Source organism: Niallia tiangongensis (assembly GCF_044704065.1).
GTDB classification, from domain to species: Bacteria; Bacillota; Bacilli; order Bacillales; family Cytobacillaceae; genus Niallia; species Niallia tiangongensis.
The window spans coordinates 2,252,600-2,270,154 of record NZ_CP162613.1 but is presented as its reverse complement, the minus strand read 5'-3'; the positions used below and the strand labels follow the sequence as shown (position 1 = coordinate 2,270,154).

20 protein-coding genes, 3 pseudogenes and 1 riboswitch are annotated in these 17,555 nt (G+C 36.8%); of the genes and pseudogenes, 16 read left to right on the top strand and 7 right to left on the bottom strand.

Annotated features, from left to right (window positions below; all coding sequences use genetic code 11):
- The first annotated feature begins 25 nt into the window (after positions 1-25).
- From AB3U99_RS10640 to AB3U99_RS10630, 3 genes are all read left to right on the top strand, one after another.
- On the top strand, positions 26-1,243 hold the full coding sequence (locus AB3U99_RS10640; protein ID WP_400248029.1) for a DNA polymerase thumb domain-containing protein: 1,218 nt from the start codon (positions 26-28) through the stop codon (positions 1,241-1,243).
- Positions 1,244-1,257: 14 nt separating this feature from the next.
- The gene (locus tag AB3U99_RS10635) at positions 1,258-1,998 is read left to right on the top strand and encodes an AAA family ATPase (RefSeq protein ID WP_400247432.1); all 741 of its coding nucleotides are present in this window, start codon (positions 1,258-1,260) and stop codon (positions 1,996-1,998) included.
- A 72-nt stretch (positions 1,999-2,070) separates the two neighbouring features.
- A complete protein-coding gene (locus tag AB3U99_RS10630; protein WP_400247430.1) occupies positions 2,071-2,550 on the top strand; it encodes a hypothetical protein in 480 nt (159 codons plus the stop codon).
- Positions 2,551-2,789: 239 nt separating this feature from the next.
- A riboswitch (cyclic di-GMP riboswitch) is annotated at positions 2,790-2,872 on the top strand.
- A gap of 557 nt (positions 2,873-3,429) precedes the next feature.
- Here the strand turns inward: AB3U99_RS10630 and ltrA are convergent.
- Complete coding sequence (ltrA, locus tag AB3U99_RS10625) at positions 3,430-4,725, bottom strand: group II intron reverse transcriptase/maturase (protein WP_400243428.1); 1,296 nt, start codon at positions 4,723-4,725, stop codon at positions 3,430-3,432.
- Between the two features lie 538 nt (positions 4,726-5,263).
- Complete coding sequence (locus AB3U99_RS10620; RefSeq protein WP_400247428.1) at positions 5,264-6,313, bottom strand: LLM class flavin-dependent oxidoreductase; 1,050 nt, start codon at positions 6,311-6,313, stop codon at positions 5,264-5,266.
- A gap of 174 nt (positions 6,314-6,487) precedes the next feature.
- Between AB3U99_RS10620 and AB3U99_RS10615 the strand changes: the two genes are divergently transcribed.
- Genes AB3U99_RS10615 through AB3U99_RS10605 form a run of 3 tightly spaced genes read left to right on the top strand, consistent with a single transcriptional unit; the run spans position 6,488 to position 7,801 of the window.
- Positions 6,488-7,045: a GNAT family N-acetyltransferase gene (locus tag AB3U99_RS10615; protein WP_400247425.1), complete on the top strand. Its 558-nt coding sequence runs from the start codon at positions 6,488-6,490 to the stop codon at positions 7,043-7,045.
- 22 nt (positions 7,046-7,067) lie between these two features.
- Positions 7,068-7,514, top strand: a complete 447-nt coding sequence (locus AB3U99_RS10610; RefSeq protein WP_400247422.1) for a GNAT family N-acetyltransferase — start codon at positions 7,068-7,070, stop codon at positions 7,512-7,514.
- Positions 7,515-7,558: 44 nt separating this feature from the next.
- Positions 7,559-7,801 (top strand): DUF2164 family protein, encoded by a 243-nt coding sequence (locus AB3U99_RS10605; RefSeq protein ID WP_400247420.1) that lies wholly within the window; start codon positions 7,559-7,561, stop codon positions 7,799-7,801.
- A gap of 35 nt (positions 7,802-7,836) precedes the next feature.
- Here the strand turns inward: AB3U99_RS10605 and AB3U99_RS10600 are convergent, their stop codons facing one another.
- Complete coding sequence (locus AB3U99_RS10600) at positions 7,837-7,941, bottom strand: hypothetical protein (protein ID WP_400248028.1); 105 nt, start codon at positions 7,939-7,941, stop codon at positions 7,837-7,839.
- Positions 7,942-8,288: 347 nt separating this feature from the next.
- Here AB3U99_RS10600 and AB3U99_RS10595 point away from each other — a divergent pair, with 347 nt between their 5' ends.
- Positions 8,289-8,618: a YolD-like family protein gene (locus AB3U99_RS10595; RefSeq protein WP_400247418.1), complete on the top strand. Its 330-nt coding sequence runs from the start codon at positions 8,289-8,291 to the stop codon at positions 8,616-8,618.
- Between the two features lie 16 nt (positions 8,619-8,634).
- Positions 8,635-8,997 carry a hypothetical protein gene (locus AB3U99_RS10590; protein WP_400247416.1) on the top strand — a complete coding sequence of 121 codons (363 nt, stop codon included), beginning with the start codon at positions 8,635-8,637 and terminating at the stop codon, positions 8,995-8,997.
- A 256-nt stretch (positions 8,998-9,253) separates the two neighbouring features.
- Here the strand turns inward: AB3U99_RS10590 and AB3U99_RS10585 are convergent, their stop codons facing one another.
- Positions 9,254-9,802, bottom strand: coding sequence for an ATP-binding protein (locus AB3U99_RS10585; RefSeq protein WP_400247414.1), 549 nt, complete (start codon positions 9,800-9,802; stop codon positions 9,254-9,256).
- A 149-nt stretch (positions 9,803-9,951) separates the two neighbouring features.
- Between AB3U99_RS10585 and AB3U99_RS10580 the strand changes: the two are divergent.
- The 3 genes and pseudogenes from AB3U99_RS10580 to AB3U99_RS10570 all read left to right on the top strand — a co-directional run.
- A pseudogene (locus AB3U99_RS10580) lies at positions 9,952-10,318 on the top strand (manganese catalase family protein); the annotation flags it as partial.
- Positions 10,319-10,500: 182 nt separating this feature from the next.
- Positions 10,501-11,157, top strand: coding sequence for a cupin domain-containing protein (locus AB3U99_RS10575; protein ID WP_400247412.1), 657 nt, complete (start codon positions 10,501-10,503; stop codon positions 11,155-11,157).
- A gap of 360 nt (positions 11,158-11,517) precedes the next feature.
- Entirely contained in the window at positions 11,518-12,144 is a 627-nt protein-coding gene (locus tag AB3U99_RS10570) for an isochorismatase family cysteine hydrolase (protein ID WP_400247411.1), read from the top strand.
- 216 nt (positions 12,145-12,360) lie between these two features.
- Here AB3U99_RS10570 and AB3U99_RS10565 read toward each other — a convergent pair whose 3' ends face one another.
- Together AB3U99_RS10565 and AB3U99_RS10560 are read right to left on the bottom strand one after the other, a co-directional pair.
- Complete coding sequence (locus AB3U99_RS10565; protein ID WP_400247409.1) at positions 12,361-12,504, bottom strand: hypothetical protein; 144 nt, start codon at positions 12,502-12,504, stop codon at positions 12,361-12,363.
- 150 nt (positions 12,505-12,654) lie between these two features.
- A pseudogene (locus AB3U99_RS10560) lies at positions 12,655-13,116 on the bottom strand (VOC family protein).
- 806 nt (positions 13,117-13,922) lie between these two features.
- On the opposite strand from AB3U99_RS10560, the gene AB3U99_RS10555 reads away from it, so the two are divergent.
- On the top strand, positions 13,923-14,414 hold the full coding sequence (locus tag AB3U99_RS10555; protein WP_400247407.1) for a CBO0543 family protein: 492 nt from the start codon (positions 13,923-13,925) through the stop codon (positions 14,412-14,414).
- Complete coding sequence (locus AB3U99_RS10550; RefSeq protein ID WP_400247405.1) at positions 14,411-14,878, top strand: CBO0543 family protein; 468 nt, start codon at positions 14,411-14,413, stop codon at positions 14,876-14,878. Before AB3U99_RS10555 ends, AB3U99_RS10550 begins: the two co-directional genes overlap by 4 nt.
- Before the next feature lie 242 nt (positions 14,879-15,120).
- Here AB3U99_RS10550 and AB3U99_RS10545 read toward each other — a convergent pair whose 3' ends face one another.
- A complete protein-coding gene (locus tag AB3U99_RS10545) occupies positions 15,121-15,828 on the bottom strand; it encodes a DNA alkylation repair protein (RefSeq protein ID WP_400247403.1) in 708 nt (235 codons plus the stop codon).
- A gap of 155 nt (positions 15,829-15,983) precedes the next feature.
- Here AB3U99_RS10545 and AB3U99_RS10540 point away from each other — a divergent pair.
- The 3 genes and pseudogenes from AB3U99_RS10540 (at position 15,984) to AB3U99_RS10530 (ending at position 17,539) form a co-directional block, all read left to right on the top strand.
- Positions 15,984-16,533: pseudogene (locus AB3U99_RS10540) on the top strand (GNAT family N-acetyltransferase).
- Positions 16,534-16,758: 225 nt separating this feature from the next.
- Positions 16,759-17,148: a CBO0543 family protein gene (locus AB3U99_RS10535; protein ID WP_400248027.1), complete on the top strand. Its 390-nt coding sequence runs from the start codon at positions 16,759-16,761 to the stop codon at positions 17,146-17,148.
- Between the two features lie 256 nt (positions 17,149-17,404).
- Positions 17,405-17,539, top strand: a complete 135-nt coding sequence (locus AB3U99_RS10530) for a hypothetical protein (protein WP_400247402.1) — start codon at positions 17,405-17,407, stop codon at positions 17,537-17,539.
- Positions 17,540-17,555 lie beyond the last annotated feature (16 nt).

Below are 17,555 nucleotides of genomic sequence, written 5' to 3'. Positions count from 1 at the left end.
AAATAGAGCCATTCTTTGCGTAGATATGAAAAGCTTTTATGCGAGCATTATTGCTGTCACAGAAGGATTAGATCCCCTCACCTGCCATCTTGTTGTTGTCGGCAATACCGACCAAAAAGGCAGTGTCGTCTTAGCGGCATCTCCTGCTATGAAGAAAGACTTTCGCATAAAAACAGGCTCTAGACTTTTTGAAATACCAGATGATCCAAGAATTATCGTGCGAAATCCGAAAATGGGACTATTCATTCGAGTATCGACCGAGATAACGAAATTATTTTTCCGATATGTGCCCCCCTCTGCTGTCCATACCTATTCTGTCGATGAAGGCTTTCTCGATGTAAGCGGACTGGAAAAAAGCTTTGGCACACCAATGGAAATAGCGCAGAAAATTAAAGGCGATATTATGCGCGAGTTTGGGCTGCCTTCGACAATTGGCATCGGGCCCAATATGCTCATGGCAAAGCTTTGCCTTGATTTAGAAGCGAAAAAGGTAGATGGAGGAATAAGCAGATGGTCTTATGAGGACATTCCGCATAAATTATGGCCTATTTCCCCTTTATGCGAGATGTGGGGAATCGGGAAACGAACAGAAAAAACGTTAAACAATATGGGGATATTTTCTATTGGTCAATTAGCACGCTATGATTTAACGTTGCTTGAGAAGAAATTTGGGATTTTGGGCAATCAGCTTTATCACCATGCTTGGGGAATTGATTTATCGGAAATTGGTGCACCCATTATGCAAGGACAAATAAGCTACGGGAAAAGCCAGATATTGCTGCGAGATTATAAAGAAATCCACGAAATTAAATCCGTTCTCCTTGAAATGTGTGAGGATGTAGCAAAAAGAGCACGAAGCAATCATCATGCAGGGCGAACGATCACCTTAGGGATTTCTTACAGCAAAGATGAATTTGGCGGCGGTTTCCAACGATCGCGAACAATTGAAAATCCAACGAATGTAACCATGATTATTTATCAGGTCTGCCTTGAATTATTTCACGAAAACTACCGGGGACAAACTGTTAGACAAATTTCTGTTTCTATTACAAAATTAGAGAATGATTATGAAATGCAATTAGATTTATTTGACACAGGCGGCTGGAAAAAAAGGAAGCTTGGGTATGTTGTCGATACGATTCGAAATCGCTATGGCTCGACCGCCATCTTACGTGCTGTTTCCTACACCTCTGGGGGTACGGCCCTAAAGCGCGCTAATTTACTTGGCGGACATAAAAAATAAGAAAATGAGGTGGATTGATGTTAAAACGAATTCGATTAAAAGAGGAAAATGTCCCTTCCAAAAATACTTATCCTTTTACGATCCCTGCACTCCGTCATTTCAGCTCCCTTGATTTTAAAAAGAATGTAACGTTTTTTGTTGGAGAAAATGGCTCTGGAAAGTCTACCTTGCTTGAGGCTATTGCCTATCAATGCCAATTTAACACAGCAGGCGGTGGCAGAAATAACAGCTATGATGTTCATTCCTCTCAGTCCGATTTGGGAGAATATCTACAGTTATCATGGTCTCCTACTAAGCTTACGAATGGATTTTTTCTGCGGGCGGAATCCTTTTATGAATTTGCTACACATATTGATCAATTGGAAAGTGAAAAAAAGTATGCGAGCTATGGTGGAAAATCATTATTACAGCAGTCCCATGGCGAATCCTTCCTCTCTCTATTTCTCCATCGCTTCAGGGGAGAAGCGATTTATTTATTAGATGAGCCGGAAGCTGCATTATCGCCACAGCGGCAATTAAGCTTTCTCCGCATCCTCCATGATTTAGCAGAGACCGAAGAATGCCAATTTATTATTGCGACTCATTCTCCGATTTTATTAGGCTATCCAAATGCGACGATTCTTAGCTTTGATGGAGACCAAATGGAGGAAATCGAATACGAAAACACAGAGCATTATCAAATTACCAAATACTTTTTGCAATATCGGGAGAAAATGCTGCGAGATATATTTGAAGAAGAAACAGAAGAGATGTAAAAATCCGGACGTTGGATATTCTAATCTTAATAAGTAAATAGTATAACTATCTGATTACTTAAGGAGATTATTATGATTGGATTATTACTCTCTGTCTTTATCTTTAATTTTGTTGCCTATATAACGAATAAAAAATTAACGCTCAATCAAGTTTTACATATATGGATATTCACTATCGCCTTTCAACAGCTGTTTGATTTATATATAGATGTAGGATACCATGCCTACTGGTACTTCAGTAAATCAGAGGTGGATTGGGAATCAATTATCCACATTTTATTATTGGTACCGCCTGTAAATATTATTTTCCTAAATCTTTATCCGATGAAGAAAAAGATTCTAAATAAAATTTTATTTATTTTCATGTGGAATCTTATCATTGTAGGGTATGAATGGATCACTTTATTCCCATCACCATGGGGATATTTTCATTATGGCTGGTGGAAGCTTTCCTACTCCTTCTGCATTAATCCAATTTTACTATTTATTTTAATAAAATATTATAAGCTAGTAACCAAACTGGAGAAGAAATCCCTTTCGACGATGGAATGATTATTGTTTTGCCTTTGGATTATAAGAACAAATACTCCTTTAGAGTCTCCACCTTTTCTTTCTTCTTACAGTTTGGTTTAAGTGATGAAACCGTTTTATTCTATATACCGACCAAAACACCCCTTATTCCTATTGACAACATTCCTCTAAATAACAAATAGGACTATAAACTCATGTTTTTTTATAAATCAAAAAAAAATACGACTTTATACCTTGAATTAACCGAATAACATGGTAAAATTAAATTTGGGCAAATTTTACGAAAGTAAAAGACGCAAAGCCACGGGCCTAAAGCAATTGCTATGGTAGCCGGGTTGCCAAGATTATACATATATCTTGTTGAAAAATCTTCCTGTCTAATTTGCCTTATAAAATTAGAAAAGAGGAATGTTATGTTTTATCCAACCGTAGTAACTGAAAAACCGTGTGTTAGACATGTTGTAAAGGACAAGAATTATTGTATGTGTGGTTCGAAATACAAATCGTATTCTACCTTTAAAAAATCAGACTTTAAACGAATTGAATTTAAGCAGCTACCTGATATCACCTGTCCTTACTGCCAGTCCATCATTAATTAATGATGGATTTTTATTTTGTCTGCTTCTGGTCTGTTCCTTATGGGATGTTCCTGGGTTAATAGGGACGGACTCTTCCGTTACCTTTTTTCTTTTTTGTCGGCTCTTGAGGTTCAGAGACGCCTTCTCTGTTACTTTTCTCCTCTCCCACCGGCTATTTGGGCTCTGAGAACGCTCCTCTGTTACCTTTTTCCACACTCTACAAAGTAACGGATAAATATATAACAATCGAGTAGGAGGCACGTTACCGTGCCGACCTCTCACACCACCGTACGTACCGTTCGGTATACGGCGGTTCGAAAGTTTATGAAATCACCTTCATTAAGGATTTTAAACCTCGCTCTTGCCAATATTGATTATTTAGGGCAAGATGTAAGATAGGATTGTATGATAGGCGCCAATATCCCTTTCGGGAGTTGGCGTTTCTTCTTGCTTCATCGATGGATATTCCAAGCTTTCTCAGGTTTTTGTATTTCGTTTTGACCTTTTTCCACTCTTTCCATCTACAAGCTCTTAATCTTCTCCTAATATGACTGTCTGTTTCACGGGCATATTTCTTGATGTCCGCAATTTTAAAGTAGTTTCCCCAGCCTTGTATTAGTTGGTTTATTTTCGCGATACGTAATTCCATACTTACTCCCCAGTTTCGGTTCGTTAGTTTCTTTAGTTTTTCTTCAAACCTTTTCTTTCTCTCTTTTGGCACGAATACTCTAGTCTTGCTTCTATTCTGGTAAAAACTTACCCCTAAAAATATCCGTGCTATCGGCTTTCCCACAGCGCTTTTCTCCTCATTCACCTTCAGTTTTAATTTTCTTTCGATGAATTGAGTAATACCTTCTTTTACTCGTTCTCCTGATTTCATACTTTTGACAAAGATGTTGCAGTCATCTGCGTATCTCACGAATTTGTGTCCTCGCTTTTCCAGTTCTTTATCTAGTTCATTAAGCATGATATTGCTTAGTAACGGACTTAGCGGGCCTCCTTGAGGTGTCCCTTCTGTATTCGGTTTAACTAGTCCGTTCTCCATAACTCCTGCTTGAAGATATCTTCTGATTAATTTCAAGGTAGGTTTGTCTGTTATGGTCTTAGCTATTAGAGACATGAGTTTATCATGGTTAACTCGGTCGAAAAATTTCTCTAGGTCTATGTCTACTACGAAGTTGTATCCATCTTCGATAAATTGCCTTGCTTGTTCTATCGCTTGATGAGCACTTTTATTTGGTCTAAATCCGTAACTATAAGGACTAAACTGTCTTTCAAAAATAGGGGTAAGCTTCTGTACAAGGGCTTGTTGGATTACTCTGTCTGTCACTGTAGGGATTCCTAGCTTCCGTTTCCCTCCATTTGGTTTGGGAATATCAACCCTTCTTACTGCTTGCGGTTTATATTTTCCTTCCTTCATAAGTCCGATAATCTTTTGACCTTCTTCTTTCAAGTGAAGGTGAGTAGCTTCTACATCTTTCGCATCGACTCCTGCTGCTCCTTTGTTACTTTTGACCTTCTTGAAAGCTTTATTTAGATTATCTAGTTCTACTATTTTTTCCATTAAACTTATATCTGAATTTGATTTCATATTGTTTCCGTGTTTTGGAGATTGCATAAGGATAACTACACTCTATATGGAACTCACCAGCTTTCCGAGCCTTCTTTCCCATATAGTCATTATGTTGGCTGTTTCCTTGTTTCCTTATAAATAACTCTAACACGGTCTCTCCTTTCGTTCCGTCCTTCTCAAATTCGAAAATTTGATACTATGACTTCTGCTGACTTCTCTTGATTCAGCTATCTATCGCTAGATAGGTTCCTAGTAGGGTTTTCAAGAGATCTCCCGGGGTAAGTTCACTCGCTTTCTCCTCATATATCTGCCACATTTATTCCCATTTCATCTGTGGATATTTTGGACTTTGTTTTGTTTTGCAAACTCATCCTGAAATGGAAACCTCAAATGTGATTCGTGTACCTCAGACCGAGGATTTGTCTAGGGCTTCCTTCAGATTCCGCGTCACCACGGACACCCTTGCCTTCGACTAATGGTTCGCATATCCCAACGCCCATAGTGGACTTTCACCACCAAGCTAGTGAACATGCCCGGCACACAAAAAAGGAATGCCCTTAGTAACAAGCATTCCTTTTCTTCTTTAGTTTTTCTTTTCCCATTCAGCAATTTCTTTGCGGACAATTGGCGCTACTTCTGTTCCAAGCAATTCAATTGCTCTAAGCACTTGATCATGCGGCATAGTGCCAACTGGAACGTGAAGCATAAAACGAGTAACTCCTACATTTTTGCGAAGAGCGATGATTTTATCCGCAACTGTGCGCGGATCTCCTACATACAGTGCTCCGTTTTCACTCCGCGCTGCATCAAAAGTTTCTCTTGTATAGGCTCCCCATCCTCTTTCTTTACCAAGAACATTCATGGCATATTGTGTGGATGGGAAGAATGCATCTGCTGCACTTTCTGTATCTTCTCCAACGAATCCATGGGAATGAGAAGCAACTGTTAACTTCTTCGGATCATGACCGGCATGCTCTACTGCACGGTAATAAAGATCAACAAGTGGCGCAAACTGCGCTGGATTTCCTCCAATAATCGCTAGCACTAGTGGTAAACCAAGGATACCGGCACGTACAACCGACTCACTGTTTCCCCCGCTTCCAATCCAAATCGGCAATGGATCTTGCACTGGCCGAGGATAAACCCCAAGATTATTAATACTTGGACGATGCTTTCCACTCCATGTCACTTTTTCAGATGCTTGTAATTTTAAAAGCAAATCTAATTTTTCATCAAATAATTCATTATAATCATTTAAATCATAGCCAAAGAGCGGAAATGATTCGATAAAGGAGCCGCGACCTGCCATAATTTCGGCACGTCCATTTGAGAGTCCGTCCAATGTTGCAAAATCTTGAAATACTCGAACTGGATCATCAGAGGAAAGAACGCTAACTGCACTTGTTAAGCGGATCCGGCTTGTTTGTGTAGCTGCCGCTGCTAAAATCAGCGCAGGTGCTGATGCCGCGTAATCCTTTCGATGATGCTCCCCTACTCCAAAGACATCTAATCCCACTTTATCTGCTAAAATTATTTCCTCTACAACTTGGCGAATTCGTTCTGCATGACTAACGACCTTCCCTGAATGAGGGTCTGGTGTTGTTTCCACAAATGTACTTATTCCTATCTCCACTATTGTATTTCCCCCTTAATCAAAAGCAAAAAATCAAACTAGGTACTTCTTCTCTATTAAAACAGGGGATGTCTCGAATTACAACTATTGTGTGCTACTGAAAAAAAGTAATGAACTTCACGCTCCTTTCCCTTACAATGAGGTAAACATACATAATTTAACTGGAGGGATACGATGTTTCAGCATACAATCGATGAGAATTTAGCATTAAGAGTGTTTCGCTTAGATGATGCGGAAGAATTTTTTCAATTAACGATGAAAAATAAAGCCTATTTAAAAGAATGGCTCGGCTGGCTTGATTATACGAACACAGTAGAAGATACGAAAGAGAATATTCGTGGAAGATTGCAAGGAATAGTTGAAACAGGCGGCTATCCAAAATCCGTTGCTATCCTTTATAAAGGAAAAATTGCTGGAACGATTGGCTACAATGAGATTAACCGTACAAGCAGAATTGGGACAATCGGCTATTGGTTAGGAGAAGAATATCAAGGAAACGGAATTATGACAAAATCTTGCGAAGCATTCATTACATATGGCTTCACAGAATTAAATCTTAATCGGATTGAAATTGCGGCAGCAACCGAAAACAAGAAAAGTAGAGCATTGCCAGAAAGACTAAGGTTTACAGAAGAAGGTACGATTAGACAAGCAGAATGGCTTTATGATCATTATGTGGACCATGTTATCTATGGACTGTTACGTGAAGAATGGGGAAAAAATCAAAGCTGATTTGCTTGGAGGAATGAATGAGATGAAAATCATCGAAGTCAGCCCTTTTTCAAAAGATGCAAAAATGTTGATGGAGGAATTATCACAATCCCTTGTATCTATTACAGGAAGTAGCGGGCAAAGCTCTATCCAGCTAGAAAATCTAACAAAACCAAACGCGAAATTCGTTATTGCTTATAAAAAAGGGATGCCAGTTGGTTGTGGTGCCTTTCGCCCACTTACTCCACAAATTGCAGAAATGAAACGAATGTATGCGAAATACCCTGGTCAACAAATTGGCAAAACACTCCTTCAGCATTTAGAAGTATCGGCTAAAAATGCGGGCTACCAAAAAATCTGGTTGGAAACAAGATTAAAAAACAGAAATGCAGTAGCATTCTACCAGAAAAATGGCTATAGCAAAATAGCGAATTACGGGAAATATGAGCATATGCCAGAAGCTATATGCTTTGAAAAAGCCCTAGATTAGTTGCTCCAATACTGTTAGACATAAACAAAAAGGATGGGATACTATTGTTTTATAAACTGACAAAAAAACAACAAGATGACATGATTGCAGATATTCAATCCTTCTTTTCTGAAGAAAGAGAGGAAGAAATCTCCGAATTCGCTGCCGAAAGAGTGTTAGACTTTGTGAAGAAATCCCTTGCTCCCCATTTTTATAATGCCGGGGTTAAGGACGCAAGAAAAATAGTCGAAGAAAGATCTAACGCTCTTGAAGACGAGCTATTAACACTAGAAAGACCGATTAAATAAGAGCGCTAGCTATGTCTCTATCTCTATCTGCTAATTCAATCCAAGGGTGAGATTAAGCTCTCCCCTTCTTTTTGTTCTTTTTCAAAAACTAATTCCATCGTTAAAGCCATTCCACCATTTCCAAAAGGCGGAGTTAGGATACTATGAAGCCTCCATCCCTTTTTTGCATACTCATGTACAATTGCTTGATAATCTTTTTTGGTTTTCCACTAAATCCCCCAACTGGTATAGACACAAATTGATATTCATACATGTAATCATCCCCTAATCATTCGTTTTAGTTTTCCGTCTTTTCTATACGAAATTTATGCCCCGTTGGTTTCAAAACTCCCTTTCTGTTACGGACAGTTAATTCTCCTTAAGCAAGAGAAAGTGGGATAAATTTATTCATTTGGCATATACTACAAACGAACAAACGTTCTTAAAAACCTTTAAAAAGAACAAGTGTTCTGTTATTATATATTATATAGAAGGAGTGTGTTTTTTCATGATTAAAGACCGTGGAACAAAAAAATGGGTGGCGATGATGCTGCCAGAACATGTTGCTGCTGTGAAAGAAGAGCTATTAAATGAGAAGAAAGGGAAAAAACCAGAATTAGATCAAGAAAAGCTAAATGATATCGATTTACTGATTCACGAGGGAATGGAATACCATTTATTCCTGCAATTTTCATTATTTAAACAGGGCTTTGCCGAAACACTGATTGGAAGAACGGTTTTTATTGACTACAAAAAAAAAGAGATTCGAATCGAGGACGAAAACAATACCATTCACTACATTCCGTTTCATCTGTTAATCGATGTGGAACGCCGATAATTTAGAGGAAAACATCATGAATAGACTATCAAAGGAAGAAACAAAAATACTGGAGCATCTCATTTATTTGCCCCTCTTACTAGCTGTTTTAGAAAGAGATTACCAGCAAGCAAAAACAACTCCCTTTAAGCTAAACCAAGTCTATATAAACCTTATAGAAAATACAATGTTAAAAGTCCAAGCCGATTTAAAAGGATTCAAGGAGAACATGTATAAAAATAAAATGAAACTGGTAAAGGGAACTACAGATAAAAGCTTTACCGAATATCATTATTATGTGGCCAACTATCACGAAGTCCGTCGTTATTCTAATGCGACATTAAAGGCAAATACGGAAAAGCTATTATGTTACTATTTATTTAAGGAAAATGCTGGTTAATCAGTAAGAATCTTTATGAAGCAACAAAAAACTCCCTCATCAAGCAAAAAAAGCAATGCAATCCTCCAAGTAGGAAAACATTGCTTTATCCCTTATCCATACTCTTTTACAATTCCATGAAAAAGGAAACGAAAATACTATATGCAACTACCCTTCTTCGTTATCCATCAACTACTACCATAATCAAGATATGTCTGGCAATACAATACTATTAATCTTCCTATTATTTGTAATCACTTTCAGGAATGCTGAAATGTTATGTAAGCTTACAAATCATTTCCATAACAGCTAACACATTCTCTTCTTCCTTAACCGTGAATAAATAATCTGCTTCTCCAGCAATTGGATCAAGTGCCTCCATACCTGTTTGCTTGTCTTGACGAGCAAGCACCTCATCATAAGAGAAAGCAGTTCTTAAACGAAGTGTATCTCGGTTGTTTTTAGCAATCCGCTCTTTTAATAGGCTTATCGGAAGATCAAAATGGACAAGGACAGTAGTAAAATCATGTTTTTTATAGTAGGAAAGCAATTCCTTGCGACTTTCCTGATTACGATTAGCATTACTCAAAATAAGATGACAATCCGAGTGATGCACGGCATAATCAACAATCATTTTTGTCAGTGCATGCTTTATATGATTGGTTCCACCCTTTGGAACCAGTTTTTCATAATACCTCTGCAAAAATTCGCTATGGTTATCTTGGTCGACAACAAGCGCATTGCCAAGCCTGCTTTCGAGCGCTTTTGCAAATGTCGTTTTTCCGCTATGAGTCATGCCAACTGTCATGATGACTACCCTGTTCATACTTTTTCCCTCCACAAAAATAGTTGTACCTTCATTCTACAAAAAACAACTATCTTTTCCCATCAAAAAATCTGGTTCATGTATATCCCCTTCCTCTTTTGGAAGGATAAAAGGGTAGTGTGATTTTAACTAAAGGAGTTCGATGATTTATGTATTTTTATAGAGAAGATTTAATCAATATGATTGTCCCTGATAAACCAGATCCCGAATGCAGCAAAAGTGTTGCAAGAAGCGTTAGGAGGGCAATTGGGAGAAAAGAGAACAATGATGCAGTTCTCTTTTCAAAGTGCGAACTTCCGTGGAAAGGCAAAGCAATATCGTGATTTAATTCGCGGTGTTTTTTTGGAAGAGCTTAGCCATATCAAGCTCGTTCAAACCACCATCAATCAGCTGCTGAACGACTCAGGCGAAAGCATGCCAGGTAATCTAGCAAGCTACGGAGCTCCTTTAGATGATGTGATAAAAGCTGGTGCAAATCCCCATCATTATATTGTTGGTGCTAAAGCTTCTCTTCCTTGCTGATTTAAATAATTAATAACTTTGCTAAAACAATGGGAAGAAGCTTATAGCCTCTCCCGTTTTTCTTTTATATCCCCTTTTCTCCCCTCTAGATTTATCACAAGTATGATTTATCAAGCATATAAAAATAGGATACTATCCCTTTTCTTGTGTAAAATTTATGTATTGGAGGAATTTGCATGTCAAAGTCAGGCTATATTCCTGATAACACCAATATTCATCAATCAAGTGGAACTCCGAATCTTATTTATAATACGCGTGATAATGTATTTTTCGAAAGAAATCCAGAAAATATCGCTTTTAAAGTGACCTCTACTCAGCTACCAGCGATGATTGGCGGGGCATTTGTCGATTTATTTTTAACAAAAGGACATATGAGAGAACCCCATTGGCATCCAAATGCTTGGGAATTAGATGTTATTGTATCAGGGGAAGCTATGATTTCCATCGTAGATCCAGATACAAAGAAGCTCCATAATTACCATGCAAGGCCTGGTAATGTTGTGTTTATTCCAATGGCATGGTGGCATTGGATTCAGCCAGTCTCAGAAAAATTACACCTGCATCTCTTTTTTAATAATGACCAATTTGAAAGTGCGGAAGGCTCTGATACCTTGCGCTTAACGCCTCCAAAAGTTTTTGAAGTTGCTTACGGCATAGATTCAGAGAAAGTTGCCAATGCGTTTTCAACGCTGAAAGAATCGGTTGTCATTGGTCCGCCTGATTCAAACCAGGTACACCCACCATTAGCACCGAAGCAAGAAAGACCCAAAAAAGAGAACCCCTCACAAGATAAAATATCCATCCACATCAACCAGAAACGAATTGATTATTAGGTTGTCTTGCCCTCTTGTTTATAAAAATCGCTCTACTCAGGATGAAATGAGCAGAGCTTTTGTGTTCCTAGCTGGCAAAAATATTGGTTGTCCATCCTCTTTATCTTATGCACTATTTGTATATTTGGATATAGAAAAATAACATTTTTTATTCCTAATTCCCTTTGAATATACATAATATAGAAGGGACCAAATTAGATTTTTCTCTAAAATCATATCTTTTTCTGCAAAGAAATATATATTACCAGGAAGGAGATTACTCTGATTCTCTCATTATTTCTGGAGATTATTTCGCAAATAATCTTAGTGTTTTTCCCAGGTGAGAAATACAAAATCTAGTGATTATTAGGAGGAATATAGATGTTTAAGCCCACCCCTGCTACCACAGCAATCGTTATAACCGACCCACAAAATGATTTTCTGTCTTTTGGAGGGAGAGGATATCATTTAACAAAAACAGCTATCGAGCAATACGATACGGTAAAAAACCTTGAGCTGCTTATGCGTACAGCACTAACGAAAGGCTATCAATTATTTATTTCCCCCCATTACATTTTCCCACATGATTATGCATGGAATTTAACAGGAAATGAACAAAATATGTTATTAAAGCTGAAGGTTTTTCAAAAACAAAATGCGTATTCTCCACCAACAGCAGGTGCAGATTGGGTTCCTTCCCTCGCTCCCTATATCCTAAATCCCGAAACAGTAATTGCAACGGCACACAAAATTGCCAGTCCTCAGTCCAATGATTTATTATACCAATTACGGCAGCATCGAAAAGAACAAGTGATTTTAGCTGGAGTTCTATCCAATATATGTGTAGAATCCCATATGAGAGATTTAGTCGAAAATGGCTTTAAAACAGCAGTTGTTTATGATGCAACAGCAGCCACAGGTGAACAAGACTTTTATGCAGCCATTACTAATTTCCGTGCTTTTAGCAGTGCAACTTGGTCGACAAGAGAAGCTGTTTCTCAGCTGTAGAATCTGCTTCTCTTGAGAGGGTAGTAAAAAAGAATACTGGCTAAAAAAGGAAACCTTTCCCTCTTTTCTCCCGTATATTAATAAACTATAAAGAGTGGGGAGTGATTCCATTTGAACTATAACAAAAAATATTGGATTTTAATGCCACCTTTTTTAATAGCCTGTATTCTGCTTATACTTTTTCTTCCAACTGAAAAATATTTCATTCCATTATCTTTACCTATCATATTCTGGTGCGTTTATTATGTATGGAATCGTTACGATAAGGACAGCAAACAGTAGCTTCGTCTCTGATTCCTGGAGCCTATAGCCTTTTAGCAAGTCGTCTGACCCCTTAAATAGAACCAATACAATTCGCATGCTTTTAAAGACTCCCTATTCTTTTCCTAAATACGCTTCGTCTCATCATTAAGGAGGTGGAATAATGAACGAATCTTAAGGAATGATAATGGAGAATTGCGAGAGAACATTAAATAATGTTCCTCTTTCTATAGAATCAAAAAGCTTCCTCTATTTTTTAGCTACTAACTCTTCCCATTCCTCTAAAGACAGCTTTGTCGTTATTTCTTTTAACTCAGATGGAACCTCCTACATAACAATTAATTCTAAACTGTTTCCATCTGGGTCATTAAAATAAACAGAGGCATTGCCTTGATTTGGTCGTACAAACGGATCAATAATTTTCCTGCTGCCAAAGGGCACTGCTTCCACTTGAATAGAGTTTAGCCAAACGATTGATTCCTTCATATCTTGATAATCCACTCGAAAAGCAATATGTCTTAATGAAGGGTGATAAGGTGTTTCATATTCCTCCCCTTCCCATAACCCAAGCCAGCTTTTCCCCTCTTCCATCAAAAAAAATGCCGTATCCTCATCACGCCATGCTAAAGATAATCCAAGATTTTGATAAAATGGAATAGATACTTCTAAACTTTTTACAGGTAAATGTGCTTCATACAAACCTTTTATCATTACACTCCCACCTTTATTGGTTGGTAGACTACTAATATCATTAGTTTATGCGATAGTAATATTTTCCATAAATGTTATACCTAAGCAAAACCATTACACACATAAACACAGTGCTAAAACACTTTTTTAGAATCGTTTTCTGCACTCAAAAACAACAATAAATGTAAAAAATTACTATTTCTATTTTTAGTGTTTCTTGGTAAAATAAAGGAAAAATTATGCAACGTTAGGAGTAATGATCAATGTGATTGGATTATTAATTTCCATACTTCTTTTTAACTTCTTTGCCTTCCGATTGAATAAGCACTTAAACAAGAATCAGCTACTACATATTTATATTTTTTCCATAGCGTTCCAATTATTATTTGATATAATTATCGATTTTAAGCTGCATGCATATTGGTATTTTACAATAGAAATAGAATGGCATGTTTTATTATATGCTATCTTTCTAGTACCTCCTGTTAATATAATTTTTCTCAATTACTTTCCTTTCAAAAAATCTTTTTTACATAAAATAACCGCAATCCTGCTATGGAATATTGCGTTCCTACTCTATGAATTCCTTACTCTTTCTCCAGAGCCTTGGGGCTACTTCCATTATGGCTGGTGGAAATGGTGGTATTCTGCTTTACTTAATCCGTTTTTATTATTAATAGTCATTAAATATTTTCGTTGTATAAATAAAATAGAAAGTTCGATATAACGTTTAACAGCTAGCTAGATTATCGTTGGCTATCTTTACATATATTTTTCCCTATAGGTAATACTATGACTAATTATCTATTGGAGCTGGTGAAGCTAGTATGAATATGGAAAGATGGATCTTAATCGGGATTATTGCAATAAGCATCCTTGCCATTTTATTTCTTGTTCCAAAAAATAGAGCTAGAGAAGCTTTGGTGATATTTTTTTCTTTACAGATTATCACTTGGCCTGCTGGATTACTTGCAGTGGAATGGAACATGATTGATTATCCTATTCAGCTTTTCTCATTCGCAAACGAATTTAATCGATCCAGCTTCACCTTTGAATTTTTCCTTTTTCCCGTTACAGCAATTATATTTAGTTTATACTTCCCTAAAAAAATGAAAAAAACAGGGACCTTTTTTTATTATTTTCTCTTTGCAGGCTTTTTCACTTGTCTTGAAGTGATAATTGAGCGACATACTAAGCTCGTGAACTATCTAACCTGGCATGGATCTTATACACTAATATCTGTTATGGTTACCTTATTCATTAACCATACCTATTATATTTGGTTTAAAAAAGGGCTAAAAGGAACGGAAACGAAATGAATAAAGAACTAGTTATTTTATTTCTTTCATGGATTACCTGTTTGTTTTTACTAATTAAATTTATTCCCAAAGAGAAAAAAAGGTATTTTCAAATAATTTTTTTAGTTGCCCATGCAACCGCATGGATAGTTCAATATATCCAAGTAAATATAAGGGTAGTAAGCTTTCCATATCGAGAATTTGAGCATGCAACCAAAATGAGTTTTTCCCTCTATTATTTGGTTTTGCCAACTTTTGCAGTTTTTTTCATGCTTTATTATCCGGAAAAGAAGAATTGGATGAGAGTATTGATTCATTACCTACTTTTTAGCAACGCTATGCATCTTTATATGTTTTTAGTGGAGAGACATACTGAACTTATTCATGATATAAACTGGCATTGGTGGTTCGCTGTCAGTATCGACATTTTTATTTTGTACCTTGTGAAAACATTTGCTTTCTGGTTTAGGAAAGGTTTTAAATAAAGAGTTAGCATAAAGGGAAACTCCCATCGGTGGGGATTTTCCTTTCTCCCCCACTGATAGTTAGTCAAAACCATTCGGACGTTTACGGACAGTTGCTCTCCCACCTATCTTCCTCAAATTCTCATTAGCGAGAGGCGAAAGTCTTACTGAAGTTTAAGAGTGGAATAAATAAAAAGCCAAATCCCCTTTTGCAAAAAAGAATTTGGTCTTTTTCGCTATACTACTTGAAAAATTCGATTATGTTAACATCTTACATATTTACGCTTAAACCCCAGTATTCCCCTGTCTAAATCCTTTTGAATTCTTTCCGAAACATTAGACATCGTGCTTTTTTTCTTACCTTTCTTAATTTCGACTAGGCCAACCTCCATAGCAGTTTCTACTGCTTTTTCATGAAGAGGCACATAGGAAATGGCAACGGTGTAGATAAAATTATTCATAGCAGATTTCACGGTATCTGGAGATTGATGAATCATATTTTTCACTTGATCAAGCATACTTGCAAGCTTGCTCTCGCTAAATTCAAAGTCCTGTCGATTTCCTAAAAGCCAACAATAACAGCTCCAGCCTGCCGACATTCGCAGTTCTTCTCCGCTTTGAATCCATTTATCAGCAACAGCTTGAGCAATATCTGTTTCTGCTAAAGACACGGCCACTACATAGTCAGACAGCATAAAGAAATAGGCAGCATCTATCCAGCGTTCAAAATCTTCCTCTGTCATTATATCTGGATCACAAATGACACCAGCAAAATACATCGCATCATAGTTACCGGTAGCGTATAGCTCCTCTGCTAACCGTTGATTCTTCTTAATTTTCCTAGCAATTGGCTTCATTGCGCCTGTAGCTACGCCAAAAACAGGCTCCTCGGCACCATTGCCCATATAAAGCTTTTTCGTCCTTTCCTTCCCAAGAGCTTCTAACTCTTGCATCACTGTTTCAAACTCCATTGGTTCACTTCCTCCTAATAATATTGATCTCTTCTTAAATCTTTTGTTCCCTTTGTATCTTCCTTTTACCATAAGCGATGGTTAGCAGGAATTATCCGTTTGTATGTTGAAATATGTACTAAAGCTATTGTATTTACAAAGAAGGAGAATTGTCAATGAAGCACATATTTCCAATTATTGAAACAGAGCGTTTATCTTTACGAAACGTAAGCGCAAAAGATGCTAAGGATATGTTTACCTACTTATCTGATCAAGAAGTTGTTCAACATATGGGGCTAGAACCATATAAGTCTGCTGAAGAAGTGATGGAAGAAATAGATTGGTACAAATCAATTTGGGAAAACGGGACTGGAATAAGATGGTGCATTACATTAAAAAGACGAAGATACCGTAATTGGCAGCTGCGGTTTTTTGAATATGCAGCAGAAGCATTATAAAGCAGAAATAGGATATGAACTAAGCAGAAATTATTGGGCGCAAGGCATCGCTAGCGAAGCCTTAAAAGCCGTGCTTGCATATGGATTCCAGCATTTTGACTTAGAAAGAATCGAAGCCTTAATTGAACCATTAAATACATCTTCACAAAAATTAGTCGAAAAACACGGCTTTCTAAGAGAAGGTTTATTAAGGCATTATGAATATACTTGCGGAAAATTTGATGATTTATACATGTACTCCATCCTTAAAGGAGATTTCGATTTTTAACTTCTCCTTTTAAATCCACTTAATAAGCATTCAAGGGGAATCAACTCCAGCTATTTCCCTTAAAAATTCAACATTAATTTTCCTCCTTTGGTTAAACTAACTTAAAATCAAAGGAGTATCCGTATGAAGAAGCGAAAGTATGAAAAAATCATTTTAAGAATTTTATGTGTATTAGGAATTGGTTCTTTTTTTAACCTGCTTTGAAAACCGCCATTAAAGGATTGGCTGATTATTTTCTTACTTAAAAGTTATATAGCCTCCATCTTAGATAATCTGTTAGTAAAGAAAGGGTTCCTAACCTATCCAGTAAAATTATTAAAAACGTTTGATGTAAGCGTTCTATTCAGCTATCTTCTTTTTCCTGCAAGTTGCATTTATTTCAATCAAGTGACTAAAAATTCAAGTATGGTTGGGATATTGGTTAAGTGCCTATTTTTTAGCGTCCCATCTACACTTGCAGAACATTGGATTGAAAGAAATACTAATTTAATTCGTTATAAAAAAACTTGGACATCTTTCCATAGTTTTCTTTCGATCGCAGGAACTTTTTTATTCGTAAGATTTATGATGGTATTAATTAGAAAAGCTGCAATTAAGCAATCGGGAGAAGAATGATAAATTACAATATAAACATTCCATCTTTTAAAGGAATTTAATTTCTAGTTTTTATAGAACTTTTTAATAAATTCTAAATAAAGGTGGAATGTTTATGCATTCAATTCCTTCTTATCACTTGCAAAGTAAATAATGTGTTTATTCATGTAAGTAATCTTGAAAAAGCAGCGGCATGGTATAGCGAATTACTTGGACTCCCGTTTAATAAGGATCACCTGTCTATAACATTCCCGTTCCTTCAGAAACCGGGATTATATTGGACGATCACTCATTTGATCCAGATTTTCATCCTTCTGACCACGTTTTATTTAATTTTATCGTTCAAGATATTGATGAAGCGTATGAATTTGTCCAAAGTAAAGGGATTACCATTATTAGGGAAATCGAGTGAATTATATAACAACTAA